Here is a 25,807-nt window from a genome sequence, read left to right as displayed (position 1 = left end):
ACCGACCCGGCGTTCGGTTTTTTTCGCTTGCCAATGGGAACCGTTGGCGGCAAAATGCGTGACTTTCGCGACGATCGATCCCAACAATGGCAAAAAAGCTCCTGCTGCTTAACGGTCCCAACCTGAATTTGCTGGGAACGCGCGAGCCTGCGGTGTACGGCACGCACACCCTGGCCGACATCGAACAAGCTGCGGCAGCCCAGGCTGAGGCGGCGGGCGCGACGCTATTGTGTTTTCAAAGCAACCACGAAGGCGCCCTGATCGACCGTATTCACGCCGCCAGGACCGAGGGCGTGGACGCGATTGTCATCAATCCGGGCGGACTGACCCATACCAGCGTCGCCTTGCGCGACGCCCTTGCCGGCGTCGCGATCCCGTTCGTCGAAGTCCATATTTCGAACATCTACCAACGCGAAGCGTTTCGCCACCACTCCTTTCTGTCGGAAATTGCCCAAGGCACCATCTGTGGACTGGGTACCGAAGGATATCGTTTTGCCATAGACTTCGCTTTGAAAAAGCGTTAATCTCCTGGCATCTTCAAGCATTTGCGCGGTTACGCTTTTATCCGCTGGCCGCATACTCTTAAAATCAAAATAATTCCAAGGGGTTTCACATGGATTTACGAAAACTCAAGACGCTGATCGACCTGGTCGCCGAGTCCGATATCGCTGAACTTGAAGTGACTGAAGGCGAAAGCAAAGTACGCATCGTCAAGTCGTCCGCCATGCCGCAAAACCAGATGGTGATGATGCAGCCGCAAGGCATGCAGCAGCACTACGCACCGTCGCACGCCCCCGCCCCTGCCGCAGCGCCCGTCGCCGTCGTCGCCGAGCCTACCGGCCATATCGTCAAGTCGCCGATGGTCGGTACCTTCTACCGTTCGTCCTCGCCTGGTTCCCCGGCGTTCGTCGATGTTGGATCCAATATCAAGGAAGGCGAAACCTTGTGCATCATTGAAGCGATGAAGCTGCTCAACGAAATCGACTCCGACGTTTCCGGCGTTGTGACCAAGATCCTGGTCGAAAACGGCCAGCCGGTCGAGTTCGGCCAGCCACTGTTTGTGATTGGCTGATCGACGACCATGTTTGAGAAAATCCTTATTGCCAATCGTGGCGAGATCGCGCTACGCATCCAGCGCGCCTGCCGCGAAATGGGTATCAAGACGGTGGTTGTCCACTCCGAAGCGGACAAGGACGCCAAGTACGTCAAGCTGGCCGACGAGTCGGTTTGCATTGGCCCGGCGTCGTCCGCCCTGTCCTACCTGAACATGCCCGCCATTATCAGCGCGGCCGAAGTGACCGACGCCGAAGCGATCCACCCCGGCTACGGCTTTTTGTCCGAGAACGCCGACTTTGCCGAACGGGTAGAAAAATCCGGCTTCGTGTTCATCGGCCCGCGCTCCGAATCGATCCGCCTGATGGGCGACAAGGTCTCGGCCAAGCAGGCGATGATCCGCGCGGGCGTACCGTGCGTGCCCGGCTCCGAAGGCGCGTTGCCGGACGACCCAAAGGAAATCATCACCACCGCGCGCAAGGTCGGCTATCCGGTCATCATCAAGGCGGCCGGCGGCGGCGGCGGACGCGGCATGCGCGTGGTGCATACCGAAGCGGCCTTGCTCAACGCGGTCGCGATGACCAAGACTGAAGCGGGCACGGCGTTCGGCAATCCAGAAGTGTATATGGAAAAGTACCTGGAAAATCCGCGCCACATCGAAATCCAGATCCTCGCCGACGAACACAAGAACGCCGTCTGGCTGGGCGAGCGCGACTGCTCGATGCAGCGCCGCCACCAGAAAGTGATCGAAGAAGCGCCGGCGCCGGGCATTCCGCGCAAGCTGATTGAAAAAATCGGCGACCGCTGCGCTGAAGCGTGCCGCAAGATCGGCTACCGCGGCGCCGGTACTTTCGAATTCCTGTACGAGAACAACGAGTTTTATTTCATCGAAATGAACACGCGCGTGCAGGTCGAGCACCCGGTGACGGAAATGATCACCGGCATTGACATCGTCCAGGAACAGATCCGCATTGCCTGCGGCGAAAAACTGCGTTTCCGCCAGCGCGACATCATGCTCTCGGGCCACGCCGTCGAGTGCCGCATCAATGCCGAAGACCCGTTCAAGTTCACCCCTTCGCCTGGTCGCATCGTTTCCTGGCACGCGCCGGGCGGCCCCGGCATTCGGGTCGACTCGCACGCTTACGCCGGTTATTACGTGCCGCCCCACTACGATTCGATGATCGGCAAAGTCATCGCTTACGGCGCCACGCGCGACCAGGCGATTCGCCGCATGCAAATTGCGCTGTCGGAAATGGTGGTTGAGGGTATCCTGACGAATATCCCGCTGCATCGCGAACTGATGATCGATGCGCGCTTCATCGAAGGCGGCACCAACATCCACTATCTTGAGCAAAAACTGGCCGACAAGCCGGACTTGCCGAAAGTGGGCGCCCTCGCCAACAAGTCGGAAAGCAAGGCACAGGCATGAGCTGGACGGAAGTCGTCATTGAAATTGCGCAAGGGCACGCCGAGGCATTGTCCGACGCCTTGATGGAAGCCGGCGCGTTGTCGGTGTCCGTGGAAGACGCCGACGAAGGCACCGACCAGGAAAAGCCGCTGTTCGGCGAACCTGGCATGGAGCCCAAAGAGGCGGCGTGGGAACACAGCCGCGTGGTCGCGCTGACCGACGTCGACGCCGACCAGGCCGCCATCGTGGCCGAGGCTGCGGCGGCCATCGGGCTGGCGGCGGCGCCCGCCTTTACGGTGCGCGACGTGTCCGACCAGGACTGGGTGCGCCTGACGCAATCGCAGTTCGCCCCTATCCACATTGGCAAGAATATCTGGGTCGTGCCGAGCTGGCACGAAGCACCCGACCCGAGTGCCATCATCCTGGAACTCGACCCGGGCCTGGCCTTTGGCACCGGCAGCCACCCGACCACGCGCTTGTGCATGGAATGGCTGGAGGCGCATCCCGCCCCCGGAAAAACCGTGCTCGACTACGGTTGCGGCTCCGGCATCCTGGCCATGGTCGCCAAAAAAATGGGCGCGGGCGACGTTGCCGGCGTCGATATCGATCCGCAGGCGATCGAGTCGGCCAACGACAATGCCGCGCGTAACCAGTGCGAGATCGACTTTTACCTGCCCAATGACTTTGCCGTCTCGGCCAAGGCCCAGCATGCAAGCGGACGCTTTGACATCGTGGTCGCCAACATCCTGTCGAGCCCGCTCAAGGTGATGGCGCCGATGCTGGCGGGACGCGTGGCCCCGAACGGATCGCTGATCCTGTCCGGCGTGCTGGCGCGTCAGGCTGAAGAAGTGGCCGAAGCGTACGCGCCGTATATCAAGCTTGGCGTGTGGGCGGAGCAGGATGGCTGGGTTGCGTTGCACGGCCAGCTCGGCAGCGACACCGTCCCTCCCGCGCGCGGTCAGTAAAGGCATGGCGCTCGCCACAGTCTGCCCCCACTGCAAAACGACTTTCCGGGTCGCTGCCGACCAGTTGAAGTTACGTGGGGGCATAGTACGCTGTGGCACCTGCCGCGAGATTTTTGACGGCAATGCCTCGCTGGTCGACCTCGACGCGCCGCCTCCCAAGGGTATTGCCGCCATCCCCGACAGTATTCCGGACCCGGAAATTGCCTCGCCCGGGCCGGAAGACGATATGGCGCCCGAGACGATTTTTGCGTTCGAGGCCGAGCCCGAACCGGCCGAACCGAAACCGGAACCCGAAGCGCCGAGCGCCAGCGCCGCCTTCGACGAGCAAATCGCCGCCGTCGAGGCCGCCACGCCCATCAAGCTGCCGCCCGGCTATGTGCTTGATTTCGATTTATCGGAGCCAGTTTCCGATCCCGTCTCTGAAACCAGCCTTGAAGCCGAGCTCGAAGATGAGCGCGATGATGACGGCCACGGGGACAATGCCGCGCCCGCTCCTTCCCTCGAATTATCGGTCGCCGACGATGGCGAGCTCTCAAGCGACGAACCGGAGGACTGGCCCTGCCCGGACGAACTGGAAAAGCCGGCAGCCGAACACGACCTCTATTTTGGCCCGCTGCCGCTGGTGCGCCCATCGGTCATCGCCCCTGACGAAGGACCGGTCAGCGAACTGCCCGCGCCCGAGCCGCGCAAGGTGCACCCCGAATTGGAGGCCGACGAGCCCGAATTCGTCCGTCTGCACCGCGAAAAGGAACAGGCCGCGCGCCGGCGCCGACTGACCATGGGCGCCGGCTCGGTCGTGCTGATGCTGGTCCTGCTCGCCCAGGGCGTATCCATTTTCCGCAACGTGCTGGCGGCGCGCTACCCGGCACTGACGCCGGCCTTGGCCGCCAGCTGCAAGCTGCTGCGCTGCAAGATCGAACTTCCCGCCCAGATTGAAACGATGGTGCTCGACACGGGCGAGCTGCAATCGCTCGGCGCCAACAAATTCCAGCTGACCACGCTGCTGCGCAATGAAGGCACGCTCACGCAAGCCTGGCCTTACCTCGAGCTCGAACTGACCGACGCTGCCGACAAGGCGCTGGTGCGGCGCGTGTTCACGCCGGCCCAGTTCCTGCCGGCCAGCGTGGCACCGGCCAAGGGCTTTGCCGGGCGCAGCGAGCAGCAGGTCAAGATCGTCTTTGAGCTCAAACAGCTGAAAGCTTCAGGCTTCCATATTGCAGTTTTTTATCCTTAAGGCTTTATCATGACCAAGACCACCTTGATCTGCGGCTCGCTCGCGTTCGACAAAATCATGCAATACAACGGTCGCTTTGGCGAAACCCTGCTGGCCGACCAGCTGCACAAGGTGAACGTCTCGTTCCTGGTGCCCACTCTGCGCACCGAATACGGCGGCTGCTCGGCCAACATTGCCTACAACCTCAAGATGCTGGGCGGCGAGCCCCTGATTATGGCCACCATCGGCCAGGATGGCGGCGAGTACCTCGAGCGATTCGAGACGATGGGCATTTCCACCCGCGGCATCCGCAAAATTGCGCATAGCTACACGGCCCAATGCTTCGTCACGGCCGACCTGGACAACAACCAGATCAATGCCTTCCACCCTGGTGCGATGCAGTTTTCGCATGAAAACAATGTCAGTGAACAGGGCGCGCTGCGGATCGCCATCATCGCCCCGGACGGGCGCGACGGCATGATCAAGCACGCCAAAGATTGCGCCGAGCAAAACGTGCCGTTCATGTTCGACCCGGGCCAGCAGTTGCCGATGTTTAGCGGCGACGAGCTGATCGCCTTCATCAACGAAGCCAGCTACGTCACGGCCAACGATTACGAATTCGAAATGCTGATGAGCCGCACCGGCCTGACACTGCCCGATATTGCAGAGCGTCTGGAGGCGCTGATCATCACGCGCGGCGAAAAGGGGTCGGAAATTTACGTCAAGGGCGAGCGCCACGCAATCCCTTGCGTGCAGGCCGAGCAGATCGTCGACCCGACCGGCTGCGGCGACGCTTACCGTGCAGGACTGCTGTTTGGCATCGTCAACGGCTACGGCTGGCCAACCACGGGCAAGCTGGCCAGCCTGATGGGTGCGATCAAGATCGCGCATCAGGGCGGGCAGAACCATGTGGTAACGGCCGAGCAGATTGCCGACCGCTTCGAGGTGGAGTTCGGGTACCGCTACTAATCAAGCAGGCTGCGCACACCCCGCAGTGTGCGCGCCGCTGCACGGATACAGCGTTACACCAGCCGCTTTTCTACTTCATCGGGCGTCAACGTCGCCGAAATAATCTCAAGCAGCTTCTTCTTGGCGGTCAGCCCGTGCGTGATCGTGATCGCGCTCCTGGGTACATCCAGCGCCTTGGCCAGGTACTTGACCAGCGCTTCATTGGCCTTGCCTTCGATCGGTTGCGCCTGCAGCTTGAGCTTGAGCGCCTCGCCCAGCACGCCGATCACTTCTGTTCTGCTGGCATTTGGCGTGATCTGCACCGCCAGCCGGACCCCGCCGCGCAACACCGAACACCACGCCCGCGTCACTGATAGCCGAACAGCATGCGCAGCAAAATCTGGGCAATCTGGATCAGGATCAGCGCCACCAGCATCGACAGGTCCAGCCCGCCGAGCAGCGGCACCACGCGGCGCAGATGGCGCAGCAACGGCTCGTTCAGGGCGCGCACGAAGGGCGCCAGCGGCGCGTGCGGGTTAATCCAGCTAAACACCGCCTCGACGATCATCATGGCCATGAAGCCGTACAGGATCCACGTGAGGAAGCGGTACAGGGCCAGCTTGGCCACGTCCGGTCCCGTGGCTCCGGGCACCAGCAGGAAAATCGAGGTTGCCAGCGCCACGATCAGGAATGCCGCAATCAGACTGGCCCAGTCGTAACCGCCCATCCCTGGCACGATGCGGCGCAAGGGGCGCACGACCCAGTCGGTAAGGGTGAAGGTGAATTGCGACACCGACGGCGGCGGACGCACGCGGATTGCCTGCATCCAGAAGCGCAGCAGCAAGGCCCCGCCCAGGATGGTGGCAATCGCATCGACAATCAACTGAATAATACTGAGCACGAGGACTCCTTAAAAAAAACCGCTGCGTGACAAGCGTCACACAGCGGTATTTTGCCTTAACCAGGCACAAGCTGCCAATTACGGACGGCTGCTGGTCGGGAAAGGCCATGCTGCTGCTGGAGCCAACACAGTTTTCGCTGCCGGTGCCGGAGCTGGCGCGGCCGCTGCTGCTGGTGCAGGAGCTGCTGCTGGCTTCGGTGCTGGAGCTACCGCTTTTGGCGCCGCCGGCTTTTTAGGCGCAGCCGCTTTCTTCACGACTGGCACTGCTGGCTTGACTGCTACAGGCGCTGCTACCGGCTTGACGGCCGGCTTGGCTGCTGGCTGTGCAGCCTTAAGCGGCTTTTTTGCTGCTGGCTTAGCCGCCACCTTTTTTGCTGCTGGCTTTGCTGCTGCTTTCGCTGCTGGCTTTGCTGCTGCTTTAGTTACTGCTTTAGTTACTGCTTTAGTTACTGCTTTAGTTACTGCTGGTTTCTTCGCCGCTGGCTTGGCTGCTGCCTTTGCTGCTGGCTTTGCTGCTGGCTTTGCTACGGCCTTTTTGGCTGCTGGCTTGGCTGCTGGCTTGGCCGCTGCTTTTTTCGCTGCTGGCTTGGCTGCTGCTTTTTTGGCTGCTGGCTTCGCTGCTGCTTTTTTAGCGACTGGCTTTGCTGCCGCTTTTTTGGCTACTGGCTTGGCTGCTTTGGCTACTGGCTTGGCTGCCTTGGCTGCTGGCTTGGCTGCGGCTTTCTTTGCTGCTGGCTTGGCTGCTGCCTTCTTCGCTGCCGGCTTCGCTGCTGCCTTCTTCGCTGCTGGCTTCGCTGCTGGCTTCGCTGCCGCCTTCTTGGCTGCTGGCTTCGCTGCGGCTTTGGCGGCTGGCTTGGCTGCCGCTTTCGCTGCTGGCTTCGCTGCTGGTTTAGCGGCTACCTTCTTTGCTGGTTTGTCGGCAGCTGCTTTCGCGGCTGGCTTTTTTGCTGCTGGTTTCTTAGCGGCTGTTGCCATTTAAGTTCTCCTTCATCTGAGATGAGAAAAAAATCACGCTACAAGATTTAAACCCGTCCGGCCCGTAACTAGGCCAGGCGAATTATTCATCGGCACAAACGTGATCCTTGTTTATGCTAATGAATTCGGCGCCAGCTGAACTGCTGCAACTCCTCACTTTTGCAGCGCTTCAGCTACAGTCATTCCTGAAAACGGAACGACGAATACGGTCTTCCAGTGCGCTGCTCCCATCCCGACCCGCTTCAAACCCGAAAAGAAAAAGCCGCCATGCCTGAACAGGATCAGGCAGTGCGGCTTGTTTTTTTCGTAGAAGTTAAATGCATATCTGGTTGAATCAGCGTCCTATTTTTCATCGGTTTTCTGTCTCAGTTCGCGCCTTCAAAATGCGCGTTCACGTTTTGACAAATTCAATCACGTAAAGTACACGAAAACCTTGTCAGTGCGCAACAGGCGCGCGACGATTCATTTACTTTTTTTTGCGGCGAACGCGCCCAACGCACATAGGGTCTTCTTCAAGATGCATTTTGCGCGCGCCAATCGGCGCGTCAATGTAGCGTTGACGACGCGTTTTTGAAAACGATGACGCGCATTTTTTGTCGCATCACGGCCGCCGTTGCGCGCCGTTATTTTGCGAAGGCTTTGCGCTCATTGCACGCCGCCGCGCGGCCAACCCGGCCACGCAAAAAAACGCAGAGCCGCGCCGCGCCGCGCATGCAAACGTGGTCGGTGCGACGACCGACGGCGCACACCGCGCACCCGGTTTTTGTGCCGCGCCAACGGCGCCGATGCACGCACATCGCGCGCAAAAAAAGATCACCGGGCGCGCATTCACTTTAGCGGCCGTCGAACGCCATCGCGCGGCCCGCAAATTTGCAATGCGTTGATTCGTCACGAAAAAATTTTCAGCACGCGTTTTTCGCCGCGCATTTTGAGTTCGCCAAACGTACGCGCATGCGCGTGCAGCGCAGTTGACGACGCGACCAAACTACTGCGCACGCCGACATCGCAAGGCGCAATTTTTGCGCTCAGCGGCGGCGCGTGCAGGCCGTCGACCTGGCTGCAAGACGTACGCGAACCCTTTCCAATCATCGCCTGGCAAGCTGTTTTTGCGCGCCTCCAATGCACACGGCGCTCGTGCTTTGCGCCGCGATTTTGCGTGCCGCGCACGCATTCAAATGCCGCGTCGGCAAGCGCGCAAGGCGACTGGCAGCACGCGCCGACTGACAAAGATTGTCGTCCTTTGGCGAGCCTTGAATGCGTTCGCCCGCCCGAAATAAATCGCACGTCGCGCACCAAAAAAATATTTACCGACTAGATGATGATGACGAATTAAAGCGTTGGGATTTTTCCACAATTTGCGGCGAAGGTGCACGCCGTCGCACAAACCCCGCGCGGCATAGACCCTACCCACCAAAGCGCACGCCCACTTCCAGGCCGCTGCTGCCGGCCGATGCACCAAGCGAGATGGTCGCCCCGTTGCGCGCCGCCGCCCTTTCGGCAATGGTTAGTCACAGCCCGCTGCCCCGGTGGTCATTGCCCGGTATCCCCCCGCCCCACGCCGTCGCGCAAGCCCTGGCCGACATCGATTGTTCCGACCAGCTTGTCGAGCCGTGCGCACAACAGATGGGCATTGATCCGGATCGCCGCCAGCGGTGTCTTGAGTTCGTGCGCGACGTCCGACAGGAACTCGTGTTCGTGTTCGTGTTCGATGCGCAGGCGCAGGCGCAGGCGCGCCATCAAGCGGTTGATCGGCTCGATCAGCGGCGTCAATTCCCGGTAAGGTGAAGAGGGCAGCGCGCTCAGGTCGGCCCCGGCCCGGCTCTCGATTGCGGCGGCGATCACCCGCAAGGGTCCCAGGCCGATCCGGATCACGCCAAGGGCGATGATCAGCAAAAACGGCAGGCTGGCGATCGTGGGCGAGAGGAGGTAGCGCAGGCCGGAGCGCGTCAGCATCCACTCGTCGTCCACCTCGTGCATGCGCTCGAGCCGGATGCCGCTGGCCGCATCGCTCTCGCTCCAGCGCACCCAGCCGTGGACTTGGCGTCGTACAGCGCATTGACCAGGCCGACCAGCGTCATGCCCGGGATGACCAGCGCGAAGCCGACCATCGCGCCGCCCTCGCCCTGCGTGCGCCGCACCACGGCGCGCAGGCGCGCCAGCAGTTCGGGAACGTGCAATGGCTTGACCAGGTAGTCGTCAGCACCCGCATGAAAGCCGCGCAAGCGTTCCTCCAAGCCGTCGCGGGAGCTAAGGATGATGACGGGCAGCGCAGCCTTGGCGGGGCTGCCCGCCATCATCCTCAGTTCGCGCAGCAAGGCGATGCCGTCGACGTCCGGCAGCCCCAGGTCGCGCAGGACGGCGTCGAATTGCTCCACCTCGATACGCTCGCACACAGTGGCGCCCAGCCGCACCCAGACCACCGTGCGCCCTTCGTCCTGCCGCACGGTGAGCAAGGCACGCCCGACGCGCTGACAATTGCCGAAACCTGGTTCGACAGCTCGAAGTACTTTTTGGGCGACACGTTCGACTCAACGATGAACTACATCTTCAGGAACGCGGTGCTCGACTACGCCGCCGGGGCCGACGCCACAAGCGCCTACCAGAACCTGGAACTGATGCGCGAAGCCTATCCGCCGCAAGCTTTTTACGCGCTCATGAACCTGCTCTCGACGCACGACCAGGCGCGCTCACCGATCCGGCGACCGTCGCGCCGGCGCGGCGCCGTCTTGGCCTGGCCGTGTTCTTCCAAATGATGTTCCCCGGCGCGCCGGCCGTGTATCACGGCGACGAGGCGGGCCGACGCGCCACTGTTCATCGACAAAAACGTGATCGTATTGGCGCGCCGCGACGGCGCCACCTGGGCCATTTGCGCCGTCAACAACGCCAACAAGGCGTGAATGGTGCGCGCGCGCCTGCCGGCCGGAGCCCGCGCGGCGCAGTTTATCGACGCGCTCGACGGCACCGGCGCCGCGCCCAGGGACGGGTACCTGACGCTGTCCATTCCCGCCCTGTTCGGCACGGTAATGACCAGCAAAGCCCCCTTTTAAGTCCGGCCGCGGCCAATCGCAATCCCAAGGCCGCAGCCATTTTGTTGAAGTACGTGAGGATATCCATAGTGCAAAAATAACAGCTTGGTGCCGTCCGCCTGGCGCCTGCGACCAATCGCCGCCGGCTGCTCCCTGTTTGCCTGGGACCAGCAATCAAGCGTCGCCGTGGCCGTCAATCGATTCAAGGAGAACATGACTCGTCGGTTCTATGGGTCGCCAGTGCTGCTGCACCGTCGCGCCTTTGGCAACAGCCTCAAAAGTGGGGAATACGGATAGGGAGCACAGCAGGAACGGATGCCGCCCCCGTTCCTTGTTGACAACATTGGGGGCGCGACTGATACTGTCCCGTTGTCATATGGGCCAAGTGCAGGCATGCAAGCGGGCGCGATCAAACGACTTCCTCCTCTAATTTTTTCTCAGGAATTGCATGCGTAAAATCCTATTATTCATATTGTGGGGCGCCAGCGCGCACTACTGCACCGCCGCCGAGGTCAGGTTTCCGGATGGCCAGGGAGCACACGGTGTCGGCCTGCGCGTCGTGCAGCAATACGACTACGCACGCGTCTACAAGGACAAGACCGATTTGACGAGCGGGACTGTTGCCAGCGGTGAGCGGGCACGCCCGCTGCAAACGTTGATCTGGTACCCGGCCAACAAGGTGGCCGGCACGCCGCTTCGCTATGACGATTACCTGCGCCTGGCGGCGACCGAAGTCCATTTTGGGCGCAGTGCTGCCGAGGTAGACCAGGCGGTCGCGGCAAATGTGGAAGAAAACTATGCAAACCTGAGCGATGCGCAAAAGCGCACCGAGCGCGCCAGGGCGATGTCGGCCGTTCGCGATGCCCCCGCCGCACCGGGAAAATTCCCGGTCGTGATTTACGCACCAGGATCAAGTTCGTCAGCGCACGAGAACGCCGATTTGTGCGAGTACCTCGCCAGCCACGGCTACCTGGTACTCGCCGCAGCGAGCACGGGCGTACACACCCGCAGCATCAATACCGATCTCGAAGGGGCCGAAGCGCAGGCGGCCGATATCTCGTTCTTGACGGGATTTGCCGGCACCCTCGCACAAGCCGACCGATCCCATCTGGCAGTGGTCGGCTATAGCTTCGGCGGATTGGCGAACGTGCTGGCAGCGGCAAAGGATGACCGCATCAACGCGCTGGTCGCGCTGGACGGCTCGGTGCGATATTTCCCGTCGATTGTCCAGGCGGCCGCGTATGCGACGCCGGAGCGGCTGGCCTTGCCCATGTTGTATCTGGGTGCGATACCGCAGACGGCGGAAGTCATGAACAGGAGCAAGCAGGTACCCACTTACAGCCTCATGAATCAGATGAAATACGCCGACCTTTACAACGCCACCATGTACACCATGGCCCACGCGGCGTTTCAGTCGGAATCGCTGCGCCTGGGACCGGAGCATCGATTCGGCGAGTACTCGCGCGACGAGGCTACGCTGGCGCACGGCTGGATGGGCCGATACGTGCATGCTTTCCTCGACGCCTACCTGAAAAACGATGCACCGGCGCGCAAATTCATGCACAGCACGCCCAGGGAAAACGGTGTACCGGCGCACCTGCTGTCACTCGACACACAAGGTGCGCAAGGAAATCCCCCCACCATGGCGACGCTGGCCAGTGCATTTGCGCTGCGCAAATACAAGAATTTGACGGATGTGTATGGCGAGATGACCAGGCGCGAAGTTACTTTCAAACCGGGCGAACGTGCTTTGATCTCCTGGGGCGAACCTTTTATGGAGCAAAAACGTTATCAGCCGGCCATCGAAATTTTCAAACTGGCGAACACACTGTATCCTGAGAGCGGGAGAGCTGCTTTTTACCTTGCCATGGCCTATGACAAAAACGACGACTATGCCTTCGCCATCGAAGCCTATCGGCGCGTGCTCGCTGTCTGGCCCGGCATGCCGGAGGCAACACAGAGTATTGGACGATTACAGGCGGCAGCCGCGTCGCGGAACGTGCCCGCTACCGCAGCGAACCGCAGTCGGACCGGATCGAACACCGGGCGTTGACTGGCGCGAAAGGGTCATTCGCTGGCAGCGCGGCGCCCTCGATCAGGTACACTGCGACGTCAACACTAGGTTATCGGACATGCTACGAGATAAAGCAATGCGTTTCCCGAAGGAGCTGGTCGTGGCCTGCATTCGCAGGTACCAGGCCTACATTTGCAGCCTTATGGAGTACCCGCTGAGCCACCGGCAATGCGGGGCGACTGCGCAGTGGAGCGGCACTGCGCCGGAGCATGTGCCGACAAATCACCGGGTGCTGCGCTTTATGCCCTGGGTGGGACAATTCTCGCACCAGCAATACAAGCGAAAGGCCGGCTGCCTTTATATTACCTCGCTCATCGCCACACTGTTATTAGCGGCGGGCGTTGCCGAAACCGCCTGCGCCGCTTCGGCAGCGCCGAGCGTACAAGAAGAAACGCTCAACTTCGGGATGTTTCCACATAGCCGATATACCCTGCTGCGAAATGGCGATCCGCCGGTTCGCTATTATCTCTCCCATGCGGCCAAAAAATCACCGCTGGTGCTCTTCATTCAAGGATCCGGCTGTACGCCGCCATTTACGAACGTCGAGAGCGGCAAGCCGGCGGTCGGCTTTCTTCCGTGGATACCGTGGCTGAAACAGGGCAGCGTGGTGCTGATGGCGGTCGAAAAACCTTACCAGCCGTCACTGTCAATTGATTCGCTCAAGGGCGCGGAAGACTGCCCCAAACAATTCAATGCTTATTTTTCCTATGACCAGTGGCTGACCGCCTTGAGGCTGGCCGTGCAACACGCGCTGACGCTGCCAAATGTGGATCCCCGACACGTGCTGATCATCGGCATATCGGAGGGTTCGACGATGGCAGCGGGCCTGGCGCGCGCGATTCCCGACGTAACACACGTTGCGTTGCTGGGTAGCAGCGGGCCAACCCAGTTGTACGACTTCGCCGCCAACATTTACCGGTTGAATGAAGACGATGGCGAAAAGCTGCGCCGCCTGCAGGAACTGGACGCAACCGTCAGTAACATCAACGCCGACTCCTCGAGTACCAGCAAATTTGCATGGGGCCACACCTATCTGCGCTGGAGCAGCTTCTTCGCGCAGTCTTCGGCTGACAACCTGTCGCATGCGCGGGCGCGGGTGTACTTGGGAAGCGGCATGCGTGACAACAGCACACCGATCCTGTCGACCGAAGTCATGTATGCCCAATTGCGTGCGCAAAATCGCGACGTGACTTTTCGCCGCGTGCCGCTCGGCGGGCACGGCGTGGTGCCCGACAACATGCCTTATGAAGAGTCTCTAAAGGAATTCGATGCGGTAAAAGCATGGTTCGAGCAGCGCTGAAATAGAAAATTCTATTCGGTGCACCATCTCCCTCTGTCAAGCCGGATGCCGATGGATTAAAAAAGTCTTCGTGAGCACTTGTGCTACATGCTTGACGACACGTAACTTGTGAACAGACTCAGCCTTGCTGGACGCCTGACTAGCGCGCTGCCGCATTTGCTAACGCCGGTCATGAGAAATGAAACTCTACGCCTATTTGTATCTATTCATGGAGATCAAAAGCCGAAAAATAGTGGGCTGGCAGGTCTACGAAACGGGAAACAGCGGCAAAGTAGCGCGGGAATGCGCGATATTTGTGCGCAGGAAAACATGTCGCAAAAACAGATGGTGTGGCACTGCCATTACGGCACTCCGATGAAGGGCGCCGCCATGTTTGTAACGCTGCAAAAAATCGGTGTCGTCCTATCTCTCAGCCGGCCCGCGGCTCGGCACGTGCATAGGTTGGCACAACGAGGAACAACGAGGAACAACGTCACAGCCCTAGCCAATTCGTTACGAGGGCATAGCGTCACGCGGACTTGGACGGCGTGCTGCTGCGCAAACGCCCCGATCATGAAGCGGCCAAAAGCCATACGTCCGGAGCGCCGCAGTGGCGATAGGAGAAGCTGGGAACCAGTCAGGATCGTGCGCCTCGATCCGAAAAAAGTGCCGATGAGGCCATAAACAAACAGGGCAAAGAACTGCGCTCAAAAAAGCGGCGCCAAAATCCTGTTTTGGCGACAACCAGCTTACAACTTTCCGAAGTTGTCTGGGGCAGCACTCCTTTTGCAGCCTCGACCGCAACCGCACTCGCCGAGCTAATCCAACCGACGCACTCACTGGTCGATTACCCGCTTAAATTGCCCAATGTGCAGTTCATCGGCTGGTCAGGCCCGAACCGACGCGCATAGCAAGCGTTCAAATTCATCTGCCGGGACCGCTTTCGAGAACAGAAACCCTTGCCCGAAGTCGCATTGACCGTCCACCAGCAGCTTTTTCTGCTCCAATGTCTCGATGCCTTCGGCGATCACTTCCAGCCCGAGCTCATGCGCCATGGCGATGATCGATCTGACGATGGCCCGGTCACTCATGTCGAAGGCAATGTCGCGCACAAATGACTGGTCGATCTTGAGATAGTCAACCGAGAATTTTTTAAGATAGGCGATAGACGAATAGCCCGTGCCAAAATCGTCAATCGCCACCTTGATGCCGGCGTTATGATAGTGCAGCAGTTTGGCGGTCACAACGGGCGACGCATCGAGCAACAAGCCTTCCGTAATTTCCACCGACACGCTACTGCCCGTCAGCCCCAGCTCTCGCAAGTAATCCGGCCAGTTGATTTCGTTAAGCCGCGAAACAAACTGCACTGGCGACTTGTTGATGCTGACCGGGAAAGGCGCACCGGTATGTTTGCCCCACTGGCGAGAGCAACGTGCGGCCTGGCGAAATACCCAGTCGCCGATCTCGCTGATCAGTCCAGTCTCCTCCGCAAAACCGATAAAACGTAGAGGTTCAATCATGCCGCGCGTGGGATGCTGCCAGCGCAGCAGTGCCTCGGCCTTGACCAGCCGCCCGCTCATCAGGTCGATGATGGGCTGGTAATGCACGCGAAGCTGCTTGCGCGAAAGCGCATTGCGCAGGTCGCTGATCAGATGCAGCCGTTCATTGGCTTCGTGCTGCATGGACGGCGTAAAGTAACTGAAATGGTTACGTCCCTGGCTTTTCACCACGTACATCGCCTGGTCGGCATTGCGGATCAGGTTTTCGGCGTCAAGCGCATCGTTTGGATACAAGGTGATACCAATGCTGGCAGACAGGTACACGACTTCGTTGCCCAATGTAAAAGGCCGGCAAAGCGTCTCGTTGATTTTTTGCGCTACCCGCTCCACGTGCATACCGCCGTCGAGTTCGGTGAGAATGGCGGTGAACTCATCCCCTCCCAGCCTGGCCACCGTGTCTGACTGACGCACGCAGTTGCGAATGCGGCTTGCCGCTTCCACCAGCACGTCGTCACCAATGGTGTGCCCGAGCAGGTCGTTGGATTCCTTAAACCTGTCCAGGTCGATAAACAGCAAGGCCAGCGGAAGGCCGGTGCGCTGAGCCTTGCAAATTTCATGATCGAGACGGTCGCGAAACAGGCGCCGGTTTGGCAGGCCGGTCAGCAGATCGAAGTTGGCATGCTCCCATACCACCTGCTCCGACCTGCGTTTTTCCGAAATGTCGGTGATGGTTCCCGTCATACGCTGCGGCAATTGGGTATGCATATGGCGCGCGACGACGGTTGCCCGGGCCTGCACCCAGCGCCATCCGCCATCAACAGTGCGTACCCGATATTCCATCCTGAACGCCGGTCTTGTGCCGTCAATGCAGGCCTGCAGCTCCGCCCTCAGCAAGCCGATGTCGTCGGCATGCACATGCCGTTCGATCCCCAGGAAAGGATCATCCGGCTGAGGCTCGCTGAGACACAGGATATGCATTGCCCGCGGCGAGTACACGATCTGGTTGCTCGCCAAATCCCAATCCCAGATGCCGTCGCCTGATCCTTCAATTGCCAGTTTCAATCGTTCGTTACTAATGAGCAGATCTTCTTGCGCACGCACCGCGTCGTCGATGTCGAGTGCGATGCCGACATGGCCAGCGTAGTCACCGGTGGCGGTGAACCAGGGCGCCGCGTGCGCCTCCATCCAGTGCCATGCGCCATCGACGAAGCGGATCCGCACCCGGCGTTGCGTCGGCTGTTGCGTCGCCACTGCATTGCGCATAGCATCCATCGCGGCAGCCCGGTCATCGGGGTGAACAATGAAGGCCCAACGATAGCCGAGCAGTTGATCCGGTGGAATGCCCAGCAGTACCTCGTGGCGCGGGTTGATATAGATCGCCGAACCTTTCTCGTCCAGTTGCCAGATCAGCGCGGAAGATGCCTCAGCCAGCGCGCGGAATTTTGCCTCGCTATCGGCTAGCGCGTCCTGGGCCAGCTTGCGGGCGGTGAGATCGACAGTGACCGCAAGGATGGTGAAGGTGCGCCCGGGCCCGTTCTCGAGTCCCGAGATGCTGCTGTTGGCCCATACGTACTCTCCGTCAGGGCGCACGTAGCGTTTGTCGATACTTTGCGGTTCTCCCGTCGCGATCACCTTGCCAAAGGTATGCCTCGTTTGCTCCACGTCTCCTGCATAGGTGATGTCCATGACGCTCGAGCCCACCAGCGCCTCGCGCGGGCGATCAAGCATTCGGCACAGGGAATCATTAACGCGGAGAAATTTTCCCTCCAATGAGAGGAGCGAGAGCCCCACTTGTGCATGGGTAAAAATGGCGGACAACTGGTGTTCGCTTTCGCGCAGGGAAGCTTCGGCAAGCACGCGATCGGTGGTCTCGACAAATACCGCCAGCGCCCCGGCAACCTGTCCGGTTTCGTCGTGCAGCGGGGAATAGCTTCGGCTGAACCATGCGGTCCTCGTGCTGCCTTTGCTGCCGACCTCGAGCTGTACGTCGCGTTCAAAGCTGGCGCAGCCGTTGCGGGCGAGATAGATGCCGTCGCGAAAAGCCGGGCAATCGGGCCAGCTATCCTCGAGTACACAGCCGGTCCGCTGCTTGTCGCGTCCGGGCGATAGCGCCGAGCAGGTATCGTTGGCAATAACAATCGCATGACGTCCCCAGCACAGGATCGCCGGCAAGCTCATCTGCAAAACGATTTCAACCGCTGCGCGCAAGCTCTGCGGCCAAGTATGGATTGGCCCCAGACAAGTTGTAGTCCAGTCGTGCGACCGGATCCGTGTTGCCATCGCCCCGTGGTGTGTTGGCCAGTTCATCGACATCCTTAGGAAGTAGAAAAAGTCGCTTCCAGCTATCTGACTGGTGAAATCTCCGCTTTGCATTAAAAAAGCTGGAGCAATGACCGTACTTTGATCTAAATCAAACATTCACACGAGTGCGTATGTAGTGTGTGCGGTAGGACAGCTTGCTACTGGAATCAGTTGCGGCGCAGTGATTTTCTTGTGCACGCGTTTGCGCACAGAAAGCCTAGGCCGACGACATCTTGAAGTACGAGCCGCTGAGACTTTGTTCTACGCACTACGCACTACGCACTGCGCGCCGTGGTCGCGGCGCAGGTCGCCTCCGGTACTCCTGCCGCTGCACTAATCGCCCCCGCAGCCAGCACCTTCGACAACGAACTGTTTTCCATAAGAACGGTTATGTTCAAAAGAACATAACCGCTTCACGGCATCCCTATTCCCAGCTTCCGGAGCGCTCTTGCGGCGTGTCGGGTCAGCGCAGCAGTTCAGGCTCGGTATCTTCCGGCGCGGTGGTGACGACGACATCGATCGTGTTCGCTTCGGTCGTCTCGGACGACGCCGAAACGATTGCAGAAACGGTCGCAAAGAAGGCATCGCGCGCTGGTGTAGGGTTGTCGCCATCATCGTCGCTGTGATGGCCGCCGCAGCCTGACAGGGCGACGGCGGCGAGCAAGGCCAGTACGATGGCTGCTGCATGCCTTGCGCGGATGAAATTGAGTCGCTTCATGGTATCTCCTTGACGTTGGCATTACCGGCTTGCGTCTGGCTGCGAGCAGCTTGTGCATGCGTGACTTCCATTGCCTGGCAGCGGGGTGTTCAGGTAAGGGAACACGGTCTTGAAGTCGGCGGCTGTCTTGCGCACGCCATCGGTCAGCGGCAGACTGCCGGCCGGGGCGTCGGAAGGCTTGCAGCCCACTTTCAGTTTGTCGGTGTCGCCCGTCAGCACACACAGGCCGCCCATGGCAACGCGCAGCGAAAGGTCGACGACATCGTCTCCGGGCCGCCGCCCGTTCGGGAAACCGGCATTGTCACCGGCGGCAACCCCAAGCGGGTTCTGCAACGCCGCCCGGGTCGGTGCGATCAGCGTATTTAGGCGCAGCATTTCAGACGCGACAACATTGCCAGGCTGGTTAAGGTTTGGCAGGCCCTTCAGGAAAACGGTGACCAGGTCGGTGCGCGGGAAGTTGGTCGGCGCCTTGGCCGACGGGAACAGCTTCTCGACGACGGCCGGCAGCACCGGATTGGTGACGTAGTTGATGAACTGGGCGTCATCCTTCGGCCTGGAGGTGTTGAAACGGTCCTTGTCGTCCAGCCCGATGATCACTTCGTTCACCAGCGGCATACCCACGCGCGAAACCTGGCTCCATGCGCCGCCTTCCTTGACCGCATTGTTAATGCCTGGCCCCGGCGCCGGGTTGAGCAGACGGCCTTGGCGCATGCTGGCGGTAGTGTAGCCGCCAATGACCGGTTCCGTGCCGTGAGTCAAGCAGGCGATCGGCACTTCCATGGTGATGGTGCTGACATTCTTGCCTTCGAGGTCATTCCGGTTGCCATTGACCTGAGAGCCGAGAGGATCGAGGTTAAACAAGTCGAAGATTTTGCCGACCGCGATGTAGAACGGTTCCTTGCGCTGGCCGACGAAGACGCGGCCCGTGCCGCAGGCGCCCATTGCGATGTCATATATGTGCTGGTTCGCATAGGTTTCGTAAGCGGTGGCGCTGCCGAAGGTTTTGTCGCCGATGTTGTCGACCGGCTTGTCGAATTCGCTGGCGCCACCCGTGGCTGATATCAGCCGGGTGCGGTTGCCCCGGCGGCGATCGCCCGTGACCATGTCAATGCTATAAGTTTCACGCACGTTCAGCGAAGGCGGGTTGACGCCGGAAATCGTCGATGAATTGATTAACGGGATCAGCACGGACTTGCCGCCAATGTCCAGCGCCGTTTTTTTCGAGGTATTCTTGAAGCGGAACTGGAAAGTAATGTCTTCCTTTGCGTCGCCGTTGTTGTCGATGTGGATCTCATAGAGCGCGTTCTGGTCGAACTGATAGAAGTTCGGGCCGCCCTGCGGGTCTTGGAATGGGATGTAATTGGCGATCATCGTCACGTAAGCTTCGCGACCCGGAGCGTAGCTGCGGAACATGTAAAAGTCGGTACCATCAACTTTTGGGGCGTTGGTCAGGAAAGGCGCCTCGCGGTGGCTCGATGCCTCGGCTGGAGCATACGCGCCGGCAAGTACTAAGCTCGATAGCATCGCTGCCAGGCAATTACGTTTAAAATTTTTCATGATGTCTGATCCTGTCTCGTCAAAATGGTTGCTGGTGACACCATTTATACCGAATGATTCCAGGGTCTCATCTGACGCCACGCACCAGCGATCGATAATCTATGCCGTCTGTATCGACATCTGATCGAAATTGCTAACGACGTGATAAAAAATCGTATTCCCATCCAAACCGTCGTACTTAGCCACACCGGAAGTGTACGAAACTTACTGGAGCAGCCTTGATGGCCATACAACCAACACAGTCGGCGTGCCGCAACCTCAAGCCCCCTCAAAAAGGACTGCGGGCCAGTTCCCGTGCACATAGCGCACAAAGCCAGCGTGCTCGAAACGCCAAAGGTGAAGCCAGCCATTTTCCAGCAAGTGCTTCACGACTGCATGTTCACGAATGACTGCTTCAATGGCCGCCTGAGGCGCGTCGATGATCACGGTCAGCCTGAGCGGCTCATGCACCCAGCGTTCACCATCATGCAGCGACTGGCGGGAAAGGCCGATTCTCAAATCGCCGCCATTGCCCTCGAATACGCCGAGGTTTCCGCCCACGACGTTATGCAGCACCTTGTTTCCGCTGCCCAACCGGACCGGATCACAGGTGGACGCGTGGTACTGCCAGTTGATCCAGTGCGTCACTAACATCGGCGCGGTCATCAACAGCGCCAACACGCTCCCGTCAGCGTCTTGGCTGGCATCGTAGTCGTGCAGAAAACATCGCCCACCGAGCATGACTCCGCGGCTTCTGTGGCGTGGTGCAATTAAAAATGCCGCGTTGCCGGCAAGACCCCACTCCGGGCGCGTTTGCGCCCCGTCGTTGGCACGACGCCGCAACTGGCTCAAGAGAGCGTCGGAAGACGCAAGCGGATCTAGTCCAAGCTTGGGAGAGCGCTCTCGGCGCACTTGATCGCACGCCTGGGCAAATACGGCGCGCAGCTGTTCCCACCGGACGAGTGCTGCAGGAGGCAAGAGATCAAGGTCGAAGGCTTCGATTTCATCCGTGGTGGTGTTGTGCAGCGCCGCCATAAACACCGTGGTGTCGGGAATCGGAATGCACCTTAGTTGCAAACCTTCGCGCACTGAATGCTCGTTGAGCAACTGTGCCAAGCTACGCGCATTTACCTCGCCTGTCTGGCCACAACATGCACCGCACTCCAGCGCGGCGGCGTGGGCGTTGTTGGCGGACTGGCTGCCATGACCAATCAACAGGACCAGTGGTGCCAGTTGGTGCTCCAAGCCCATGGCATGGAGCACGCCGGCTGCCAGCGCGACCTTGGCATCCAAGTCTAGCCCGACGAGCTGCGGGCGGCACAGACGGCGATAGCGTAGTGGCAAGCCCTCCAGGTCGTCCCTGGGGCGGTCCTGCTTGCTGGGTAGAAGCCAATTGCCGAGTCTACCCAGGTAGCCGAGGCCCGCTGCCTCAACAAAAGAAAATGCTGCGCCCGGCCATCGGCTGCCAGAGAGCCACTGGTCGCTTAGACGGAGGCGAGCCTGGCGTGCGCGACCAGCGGTACTTTGTAGCGCAGCATCAGTTTCGCAGTTGGCATCACCCGGCTGCACGATGCAATCCGTCACCTCAAAGACCGGAGCGAGCAGGCCTGGCAATTGCGGTCGCCGTGCTTGCGTAGCCAAGGGCGTGTAGGCGACCGGCAGACCGAAAAACCCCGCAACCCCAAGGGTCTGGACAGCAGGCCACACCGTCTCCAGCGCGCGGCGCAAGGGCTCGCTACGAACGTCGATGCAAAAGGCCGCCTGTACTTCCACCTCTTGCTGTGCCATGGTTGAACTACTTGCTGAGAGCAGCCTTTGTGCCAAGGTGCGCTGGTAGCCAAGCTCCAGGGCCACTTGCCAAACCTCATCGATGAGTAGTGCTTGTTCGGCCTCTGCCAATAGTCGAGGGGCTTGACCCCATGCCTGTTGCAATACCGTGAACGCATGCTTGGCCGCGCTATCGTCCTTGCATTCCAGCAGCAGAGCGCCCCAGGCAAGGCGGATCGACAGCAGCTCACGCAAGTGCGCGTCCTGATGCCCCTCTAGTCCTGCCTGCCAGCCCAGATAGGCACACCAGGAAGCCCAGCCGTTGACGGTAAGCAGCACTGCCTCCAGGTAATCCGCCCATACCGTGTGCGGCAGGCCCAGACGCTTCAGCACCCAACGCTCTGCGTCCTGTGCGGTGGCAGGCAGCGCGTCGATTGCACGGTCAATATCGGGCAAGCCCATGAGCAGGCCAATGCCATGGTCGTGCTGCAGCGTGTCTCGCCAAAATGCATACAGGCCCCCGGTTCGTTCAGGCTGCCAGTCGGCCTGATGCTCATCAAAGAAAGCCGCGCAGGTCTGGCTTACCTGATGCGTGATGGCTTGGCGCCACGACAGCCGGGTATGGCGTAGCGGATCGCTGTCGAGCACATCAATCAGCAGCGGTAGCTGTTGCAACGCCACCCGCGATGACAAGGCATCTATACACTGGCGAGCGGTCAAGCCAATCGCCCTTGCCTCATCCAACTGGCGCAGCGCATGCTCCAGATCGGCGGGGCTGATTCGGCCCTCGCTCCAGGCGCGCCGTTGCTGCTCTCGCGGCGGGAAAACCTGGACACTGGCCAGGGCTGCCATGCGCGCGGCGACTTGCCGCACCGGCATGCCAACGCGTGACCAATGCGGGTTGACCGCGATGGCCCGGTCCAAGGGCCATGCGGGCGCGATCGCCTGGCAGGCTTGCGTGCAGGCTTGTTCGATCTGAGCATTCACCGCGTCGTCATGGCCGATGCCATGCGTGTCTGACTGGGCGAGAGGGGTCAAGGTATCCATCATGAAGTTCTCCTGTTTAACAGTTCAGCGCGGGACATCGGCCAGCGAAGCAGTGACGGCTTGACGGCCAGTGCTGTTGCGGGATTCAACCATCCAGCGCGAAGAGGAAAATTGCAAAGCCATCCGGGTGTAGGCCTCGTCCAAGTAGAAGCCGGCATAGCTCCAGCGCCGCCAGGTGAAGAACAGCCTTGGCCGTAGCTGCAGCAATGCTAGCCAAAAGTACAGCGCCACCATGCCCGACAGCGCAATGAGCCCAAGATTCCGATGGGGGTTATCCTGTATCCCAAGCGGCAGCGCATGCGCAACCATCGTGCCAGCGGTGAGGCCGATGACTATCAACAGACCGAACAGCGCCTGCCCAAAATTCGCAGGCAGACTGCCCGCCACAGCGCGAAGCCACAGCAATGGCGCCCAGGCCAGGCCCAGCACAACGCACCACCACCACGGCCATGCAGCATGACCTGATAGCAAGGACATCAGAAGTACGACCGAGATTGTCAGCGCCGGAGCTGCTACCAGACTGAAGGGGGTTGGCATCGAAGACTGATGCAATGCCTGCAGACGGGTCCGGCGCACGACCGTCGACGAGGACAGGAAAGCGTGGGCCTTGTAGAGTGAATGGCCGATGAGGTGCAGGGCGGCCAGTGTGTACAGTCCCAGCGCGCATTCGAGCAACATGAATCCCATCTGGGCCACGGTGGACCAAGCGAGTCGGACCTTGATGCTGATACGGGTCAACATCACCATGCCCGCCAACACAGCGGTGGAAAGGCCGAACGCCAGTAGCAGGGCGCGCGCCGGAGCAGCTTGTTCCAGCAGCGGTGCGAAGCGAATCAGCACGAAGCCGCCAAGATTGACCACGCCCGCGTGCAGCAAGGCCGACACCGGGGTCGGCGCTTCCATGACTTGGATCAGCCAACCATGCACCGGAAGCAATGCCGTACGCAGGACAACGGCCAATACTAGCGCCAGAGCGCTCAGTTGCAAGGAAGTGGACGTGCCCTCCCGCGCTATATGCGCCCATAGCGCCGATAATGAGCCGCTGCCAACTTCTACCCACGCCAGGACTGCAGCGATGAGCAGCAGTCCATCGGCCAGCCGGTCCGCTATTCGCTTTTTATGGGCCGCCAATTGGGCGAAGGCGCGATCCGGGTAAAAGCACAGCAGGTGCTGCAGGGCCACCCCTACCACTGCCCATGCGACGATCAGGATTAGCCAGTGGTCGGCCATCAAAAGCAGATGCACGCCAGCCACTACTGTGGCAAGTGCGGCAACATAGCTTTTCTGGCCCGTTTCCCCCTGCAAGTAGCGGGAGGAAAAGCTACCGATGATCGTGGCCAGAAATTGCACTAGCAGGGCCAGGATCAGACCGAAGGTCGATGTTTGCAAGACCGAAGGCCAGAGCGCGCCGGTAGGACCGGCGCAGACGAGAATAATCGTCAATGCCAGTGCGCCACCAGAGGTGACCTGAAAGATTCGCCACAACCTTGCTGTCGAGAACCGGTCCACCCGGGTCAGCAGCGCCGCTGTCAGCATGAAAGCGGCCGGCGCTAGCGCGCTGGTCGAGAAGAGGATGTGGGGAACATTCATGGCATTTTTTTCTTCAATTTTGATGGGAGGATGATGCTTGCGTTCATTCGTTCTGTAAAATACATTGATCAGAACGAATTGATACATAAAACAGAACGATGCAACTCGACCAACTTAATTTTCATCATCTTTTTTATTTTTGGCGCGTCGCCAAGTTGGGGCACCTGACCCGTGCGGCCGAGGAGTTGCATACTTCCCAATCGGCAATCTCAGCCCAGATTCGTCAGCTGGAAGAGCGCATCGGCGAAGATTTATTCATCCGTGAAGGTCGTCGTTTGACACTGACCGACACTGGACAGTTAGTGCTCGCCTACGCCGACAACATCTTCGGCCTTGGCCAGGAGATGCTGGGTCGCTTAGAGGGGCGATCGGTCGGAATCACTCGGCTTCGCGTGGGCAGCGTGGCCACGCTCTCACGCAACTACCAGGAGAACTGGATCCGGCCATTGCTCGCAAACCCTGCCATTGTGTTGACTTTGGAGTCTGGATTGCTGGAAGGGCTGATCGCGCGACTGGTTCAGCACCAGCTCGACGTGGTCCTCGCCAACGAAACCGTTCCAGTCCATCCAGACCGTCCGCTACATTGCCGCTTTCTTGGTAGCCAGTCGATCTCGGTGGTGGGGCCGGCGAGCCGCTGGAAATCGCAAAGCCTGCGCATTCCTGATGACCTCGACGGGGAAGACATCGCTCTGCCAGGTCCACGGCACGCCTCGCGCGCCCAATTCGATGCGCTGTGCGCGTCTTCAGGCGTGAGTCCTCGCATTCGAGCAGAGGTCGATGACATGGCCATGCTTCGCCTGATTGCGCGCGACAGTGGCTGGCTGACGGTGCTGCCAGAAGTCGTGGTGCAAGATGAGCTACGGGCCGGTGTTCTCGTGACCGTTGGGCATTCAACGATCTTGCAGGAAAGCTTTTACGCCATCACCACACCGCACCGTCATCGCATTGCATTGCTGGAGCAATTGCTGTCCCGTCCAGCAGAGAGTGCGGTTGGCATTTAATCACTTCGATTGCCAAACTGTTGAGGATTTCCCATAAACCCATGCCAATCGCTTGGCGTGTGTTACGTTCCGCAGTATTTTAGGGGCGGCGTACCATCCTATTTGAGGTTGAATTTTCGAACTTGTCGCGATGTTTTTTCGGAGGACCTTTTCCGCCGGCGTTCATGGGGCGGGAGCATTACAGTGGCGGCAGATTTGGTTCCGTGGCCGACCGCTCTGGAGGAGCTCCGGGCGAACGCAGGGGTACGCCCTGAACGGGCGATCTCGCATCCGCTCGGCTCGAATCGCCCCTGCCGGATAGACCACGTTGAAAGCGGCTGGCAGGGGCCATGCTTGAATTTGTGCGCGCCACTTAATCCGGAGGGCGGCGCTCCCAAGGGTGATCCGGATCATGGTCCCGACTCTTCGCCCCCAGCTTGACTGCCTGGTGGCGCAGAATCTTGTCCAGATAGCGTACTTCGCAGACACTGGCCAGTGCAAACATGACCCCGGTCAGCACCGCCGCA

The 25,807-nt window shown here is 60.0% G+C and carries 23 protein-coding genes; 13 read left to right on the top strand and 10 right to left on the bottom strand.

From position 1 onward, the window contains the following. Positions 1 to 86: 86 nt before the first annotated feature. From aroQ to ACP7D4_RS13985, 6 genes are all read left to right on the top strand, one after another. On the top strand, positions 87 to 524 hold the full coding sequence (gene aroQ, locus ACP7D4_RS14010; RefSeq protein ID WP_426104268.1) for a type II 3-dehydroquinate dehydratase: 438 nt from the start codon (positions 87 to 89) through the stop codon (positions 522 to 524). Positions 525 to 613: 89 nt separating this feature from the next. Then, a complete protein-coding gene (gene accB / locus ACP7D4_RS14005; RefSeq protein ID WP_426104266.1) occupies positions 614 to 1,072 on the top strand; it encodes an acetyl-CoA carboxylase biotin carboxyl carrier protein in 459 nt (152 codons plus the stop codon). Between the two features lie 9 nt (positions 1,073 to 1,081). Then, a complete protein-coding gene (accC, locus tag ACP7D4_RS14000; RefSeq protein ID WP_426104265.1) occupies positions 1,082 to 2,482 on the top strand; it encodes an acetyl-CoA carboxylase biotin carboxylase subunit in 1,401 nt (466 codons plus the stop codon). Continuing rightward, positions 2,479 to 3,426 (top strand): 50S ribosomal protein L11 methyltransferase, encoded by a 948-nt coding sequence (gene prmA, locus ACP7D4_RS13995; RefSeq protein WP_426209638.1) that lies wholly within the window; start codon positions 2,479 to 2,481, stop codon positions 3,424 to 3,426. Before accC ends, prmA begins: the two co-directional genes overlap by 4 nt. 4 nt (positions 3,427 to 3,430) lie before the next feature. Then, positions 3,431 to 4,660, top strand: coding sequence for a DUF3426 domain-containing protein (locus ACP7D4_RS13990; protein WP_426209636.1), 1,230 nt, complete (start codon positions 3,431 to 3,433; stop codon positions 4,658 to 4,660). 9 nt (positions 4,661 to 4,669) lie between these two features. Next, entirely contained in the window at positions 4,670 to 5,608 is a 939-nt protein-coding gene (locus tag ACP7D4_RS13985) for a carbohydrate kinase family protein (protein WP_426209634.1), read from the top strand. A 53-nt stretch (positions 5,609 to 5,661) separates the two neighbouring features. On the opposite strand, the gene ACP7D4_RS13980 is transcribed toward ACP7D4_RS13985, so the two are convergent. Beyond that, positions 5,662 to 5,937, bottom strand: coding sequence for a DUF167 domain-containing protein (locus ACP7D4_RS13980; RefSeq protein WP_426209633.1), 276 nt, complete (start codon positions 5,935 to 5,937; stop codon positions 5,662 to 5,664). A gap of 17 nt (positions 5,938 to 5,954) precedes the next feature. Beyond that, on the bottom strand, positions 5,955 to 6,488 hold the full coding sequence (locus ACP7D4_RS13975; RefSeq protein ID WP_426104258.1) for a YggT family protein: 534 nt from the start codon (positions 6,486 to 6,488) through the stop codon (positions 5,955 to 5,957). Positions 6,489 to 6,595: 107 nt separating this feature from the next. Between ACP7D4_RS13975 and ACP7D4_RS13970 the strand changes: the two genes are divergently transcribed. Beyond that, positions 6,596 to 6,724, top strand: a complete 129-nt coding sequence (locus ACP7D4_RS13970; RefSeq protein WP_426104257.1) for a hypothetical protein — start codon at positions 6,596 to 6,598, stop codon at positions 6,722 to 6,724. A gap of 62 nt (positions 6,725 to 6,786) precedes the next feature. After that, on the top strand, positions 6,787 to 7,467 hold the full coding sequence (locus ACP7D4_RS13965; RefSeq protein WP_426209631.1) for a hypothetical protein: 681 nt from the start codon (positions 6,787 to 6,789) through the stop codon (positions 7,465 to 7,467). Positions 7,468 to 8,351: 884 nt separating this feature from the next. On the opposite strand, the gene ACP7D4_RS13960 is transcribed toward ACP7D4_RS13965, so the two are convergent. The 3 genes from ACP7D4_RS13960 to ACP7D4_RS13950 form a co-directional block, all read right to left on the bottom strand. Next, entirely contained in the window at positions 8,352 to 8,759 is a 408-nt protein-coding gene (locus ACP7D4_RS13960) for a hypothetical protein (protein ID WP_426209629.1), read from the bottom strand. A 234-nt stretch (positions 8,760 to 8,993) separates the two neighbouring features. Then, positions 8,994 to 9,440 carry a histidine kinase dimerization/phospho-acceptor domain-containing protein gene (locus tag ACP7D4_RS13955; protein WP_426209627.1) on the bottom strand — a complete coding sequence of 149 codons (447 nt, stop codon included), beginning with the start codon at positions 9,438 to 9,440 and terminating at the stop codon, positions 8,994 to 8,996. Beyond that, a complete protein-coding gene (locus ACP7D4_RS13950; RefSeq protein ID WP_426209798.1) occupies positions 9,410 to 9,907 on the bottom strand; it encodes a response regulator in 498 nt (165 codons plus the stop codon). Before ACP7D4_RS13950 ends, ACP7D4_RS13955 begins: the two co-directional genes overlap by 31 nt. A gap of 90 nt (positions 9,908 to 9,997) precedes the next feature. Here ACP7D4_RS13950 and ACP7D4_RS13945 point away from each other — a divergent pair, with 90 nt between their 5' ends. From ACP7D4_RS13945 to ACP7D4_RS13930, 4 genes are all read left to right on the top strand, one after another. Next, complete coding sequence (locus ACP7D4_RS13945) at positions 9,998 to 10,216, top strand: hypothetical protein (protein WP_426104252.1); 219 nt, start codon at positions 9,998 to 10,000, stop codon at positions 10,214 to 10,216. Positions 10,217 to 10,360: 144 nt separating this feature from the next. Next, entirely contained in the window at positions 10,361 to 10,510 is a 150-nt protein-coding gene (locus tag ACP7D4_RS13940; RefSeq protein WP_426104251.1) for a hypothetical protein, read from the top strand. A 427-nt stretch (positions 10,511 to 10,937) separates the two neighbouring features. Further along, positions 10,938 to 12,542 (top strand): chlorophyllase/cutinase-like alpha/beta fold protein, encoded by a 1,605-nt coding sequence (locus ACP7D4_RS13935; protein WP_426209625.1) that lies wholly within the window; start codon positions 10,938 to 10,940, stop codon positions 12,540 to 12,542. 97 nt (positions 12,543 to 12,639) lie between these two features. Continuing rightward, a complete protein-coding gene (locus ACP7D4_RS13930; RefSeq protein WP_426104249.1) occupies positions 12,640 to 13,863 on the top strand; it encodes an alpha/beta hydrolase family protein in 1,224 nt (407 codons plus the stop codon). Between the two features lie 866 nt (positions 13,864 to 14,729). On the opposite strand, the gene ACP7D4_RS13925 is transcribed toward ACP7D4_RS13930, so the two are convergent. From ACP7D4_RS13925 to ACP7D4_RS13905, 5 genes are all read right to left on the bottom strand, one after another. Next, positions 14,730 to 17,759: an EAL domain-containing protein gene (locus tag ACP7D4_RS13925; RefSeq protein ID WP_426209623.1), complete on the bottom strand. Its 3,030-nt coding sequence runs from the start codon at positions 17,757 to 17,759 to the stop codon at positions 14,730 to 14,732. 346 nt (positions 17,760 to 18,105) lie between these two features. Then, positions 18,106 to 18,360, bottom strand: coding sequence for a hypothetical protein (locus tag ACP7D4_RS13920; protein WP_426104246.1), 255 nt, complete (start codon positions 18,358 to 18,360; stop codon positions 18,106 to 18,108). A 21-nt stretch (positions 18,361 to 18,381) separates the two neighbouring features. After that, positions 18,382 to 19,917 (bottom strand): DUF4331 domain-containing protein, encoded by a 1,536-nt coding sequence (locus ACP7D4_RS13915; RefSeq protein ID WP_426209621.1) that lies wholly within the window; start codon positions 19,915 to 19,917, stop codon positions 18,382 to 18,384. A 258-nt stretch (positions 19,918 to 20,175) separates the two neighbouring features. Continuing rightward, the gene (locus ACP7D4_RS13910; protein ID WP_426209619.1) at positions 20,176 to 22,713 is read right to left on the bottom strand and encodes a YbcC family protein; all 2,538 of its coding nucleotides are present in this window, start codon (positions 22,711 to 22,713) and stop codon (positions 20,176 to 20,178) included. A gap of 21 nt (positions 22,714 to 22,734) precedes the next feature. Beyond that, entirely contained in the window at positions 22,735 to 24,300 is a 1,566-nt protein-coding gene (locus ACP7D4_RS13905; RefSeq protein WP_426209796.1) for an NADH-quinone oxidoreductase subunit L, read from the bottom strand. Positions 24,301 to 24,398: 98 nt separating this feature from the next. Here ACP7D4_RS13905 and ACP7D4_RS13900 point away from each other — a divergent pair, with 98 nt between their 5' ends. Then, on the top strand, positions 24,399 to 25,301 hold the full coding sequence (locus ACP7D4_RS13900) for a LysR family transcriptional regulator (protein ID WP_426209617.1): 903 nt from the start codon (positions 24,399 to 24,401) through the stop codon (positions 25,299 to 25,301). Positions 25,302 to 25,807 lie beyond the last annotated feature (506 nt).

Source organism: Massilia sp. TWP1-3-3, assembly GCF_049897805.1.
GTDB lineage: Bacteria > Pseudomonadota > Gammaproteobacteria > Burkholderiales > Burkholderiaceae_D > Telluria_A.
Note: the sequence above shows the minus strand (reverse complement) of the source record. Positions and strands in the feature narration are given on the sequence as shown.

Coding starts and splice junctions, on each gene's coding strand:
- ACP7D4_RS13910 (WP_426209619.1), bottom strand. CDS start 22,713: ATGATGGATACCTTGACCCCTCTCGCCCAGTCAGACACGCATGGCATC.
- prmA (WP_426209638.1), top strand. CDS start 2,479: ATGAGCTGGACGGAAGTCGTCATTGAAATTGCGCAAGGGCACGCCGAG.
- ACP7D4_RS13985 (WP_426209634.1), top strand. CDS start 4,670: ATGACCAAGACCACCTTGATCTGCGGCTCGCTCGCGTTCGACAAAATC.
- ACP7D4_RS13945 (WP_426104252.1), top strand. CDS start 9,998: ATGAACTACATCTTCAGGAACGCGGTGCTCGACTACGCCGCCGGGGCC.
- ACP7D4_RS13990 (WP_426209636.1), top strand. CDS start 3,431: ATGGCGCTCGCCACAGTCTGCCCCCACTGCAAAACGACTTTCCGGGTC.
- ACP7D4_RS13970 (WP_426104257.1), top strand. CDS start 6,596: ATGCTGCTGCTGGAGCCAACACAGTTTTCGCTGCCGGTGCCGGAGCTG.
- accB (WP_426104266.1), top strand. CDS start 614: ATGGATTTACGAAAACTCAAGACGCTGATCGACCTGGTCGCCGAGTCC.
- ACP7D4_RS13905 (WP_426209796.1), bottom strand. CDS start 24,300: ATGAATGTTCCCCACATCCTCTTCTCGACCAGCGCGCTAGCGCCGGCC.
- ACP7D4_RS13900 (WP_426209617.1), top strand. CDS start 24,399: ATGCAACTCGACCAACTTAATTTTCATCATCTTTTTTATTTTTGGCGC.
- accC (WP_426104265.1), top strand. CDS start 1,082: ATGTTTGAGAAAATCCTTATTGCCAATCGTGGCGAGATCGCGCTACGC.
- ACP7D4_RS13935 (WP_426209625.1), top strand. CDS start 10,938: ATGCGTAAAATCCTATTATTCATATTGTGGGGCGCCAGCGCGCACTAC.
- ACP7D4_RS13925 (WP_426209623.1), bottom strand. CDS start 17,759: ATGTTTGATTTAGATCAAAGTACGGTCATTGCTCCAGCTTTTTTAATG.
- ACP7D4_RS13930 (WP_426104249.1), top strand. CDS start 12,640: ATGCGTTTCCCGAAGGAGCTGGTCGTGGCCTGCATTCGCAGGTACCAG.
- ACP7D4_RS13940 (WP_426104251.1), top strand. CDS start 10,361: ATGGTGCGCGCGCGCCTGCCGGCCGGAGCCCGCGCGGCGCAGTTTATC.
- aroQ (WP_426104268.1), top strand. CDS start 87: ATGGCAAAAAAGCTCCTGCTGCTTAACGGTCCCAACCTGAATTTGCTG.
- ACP7D4_RS13920 (WP_426104246.1), bottom strand. CDS start 18,360: ATGAAGCGACTCAATTTCATCCGCGCAAGGCATGCAGCAGCCATCGTA.
- ACP7D4_RS13915 (WP_426209621.1), bottom strand. CDS start 19,917: ATGAAAAATTTTAAACGTAATTGCCTGGCAGCGATGCTATCGAGCTTA.
- ACP7D4_RS13955 (WP_426209627.1), bottom strand. CDS start 9,440: ATGCACGAGGTGGACGACGAGTGGATGCTGACGCGCTCCGGCCTGCGC.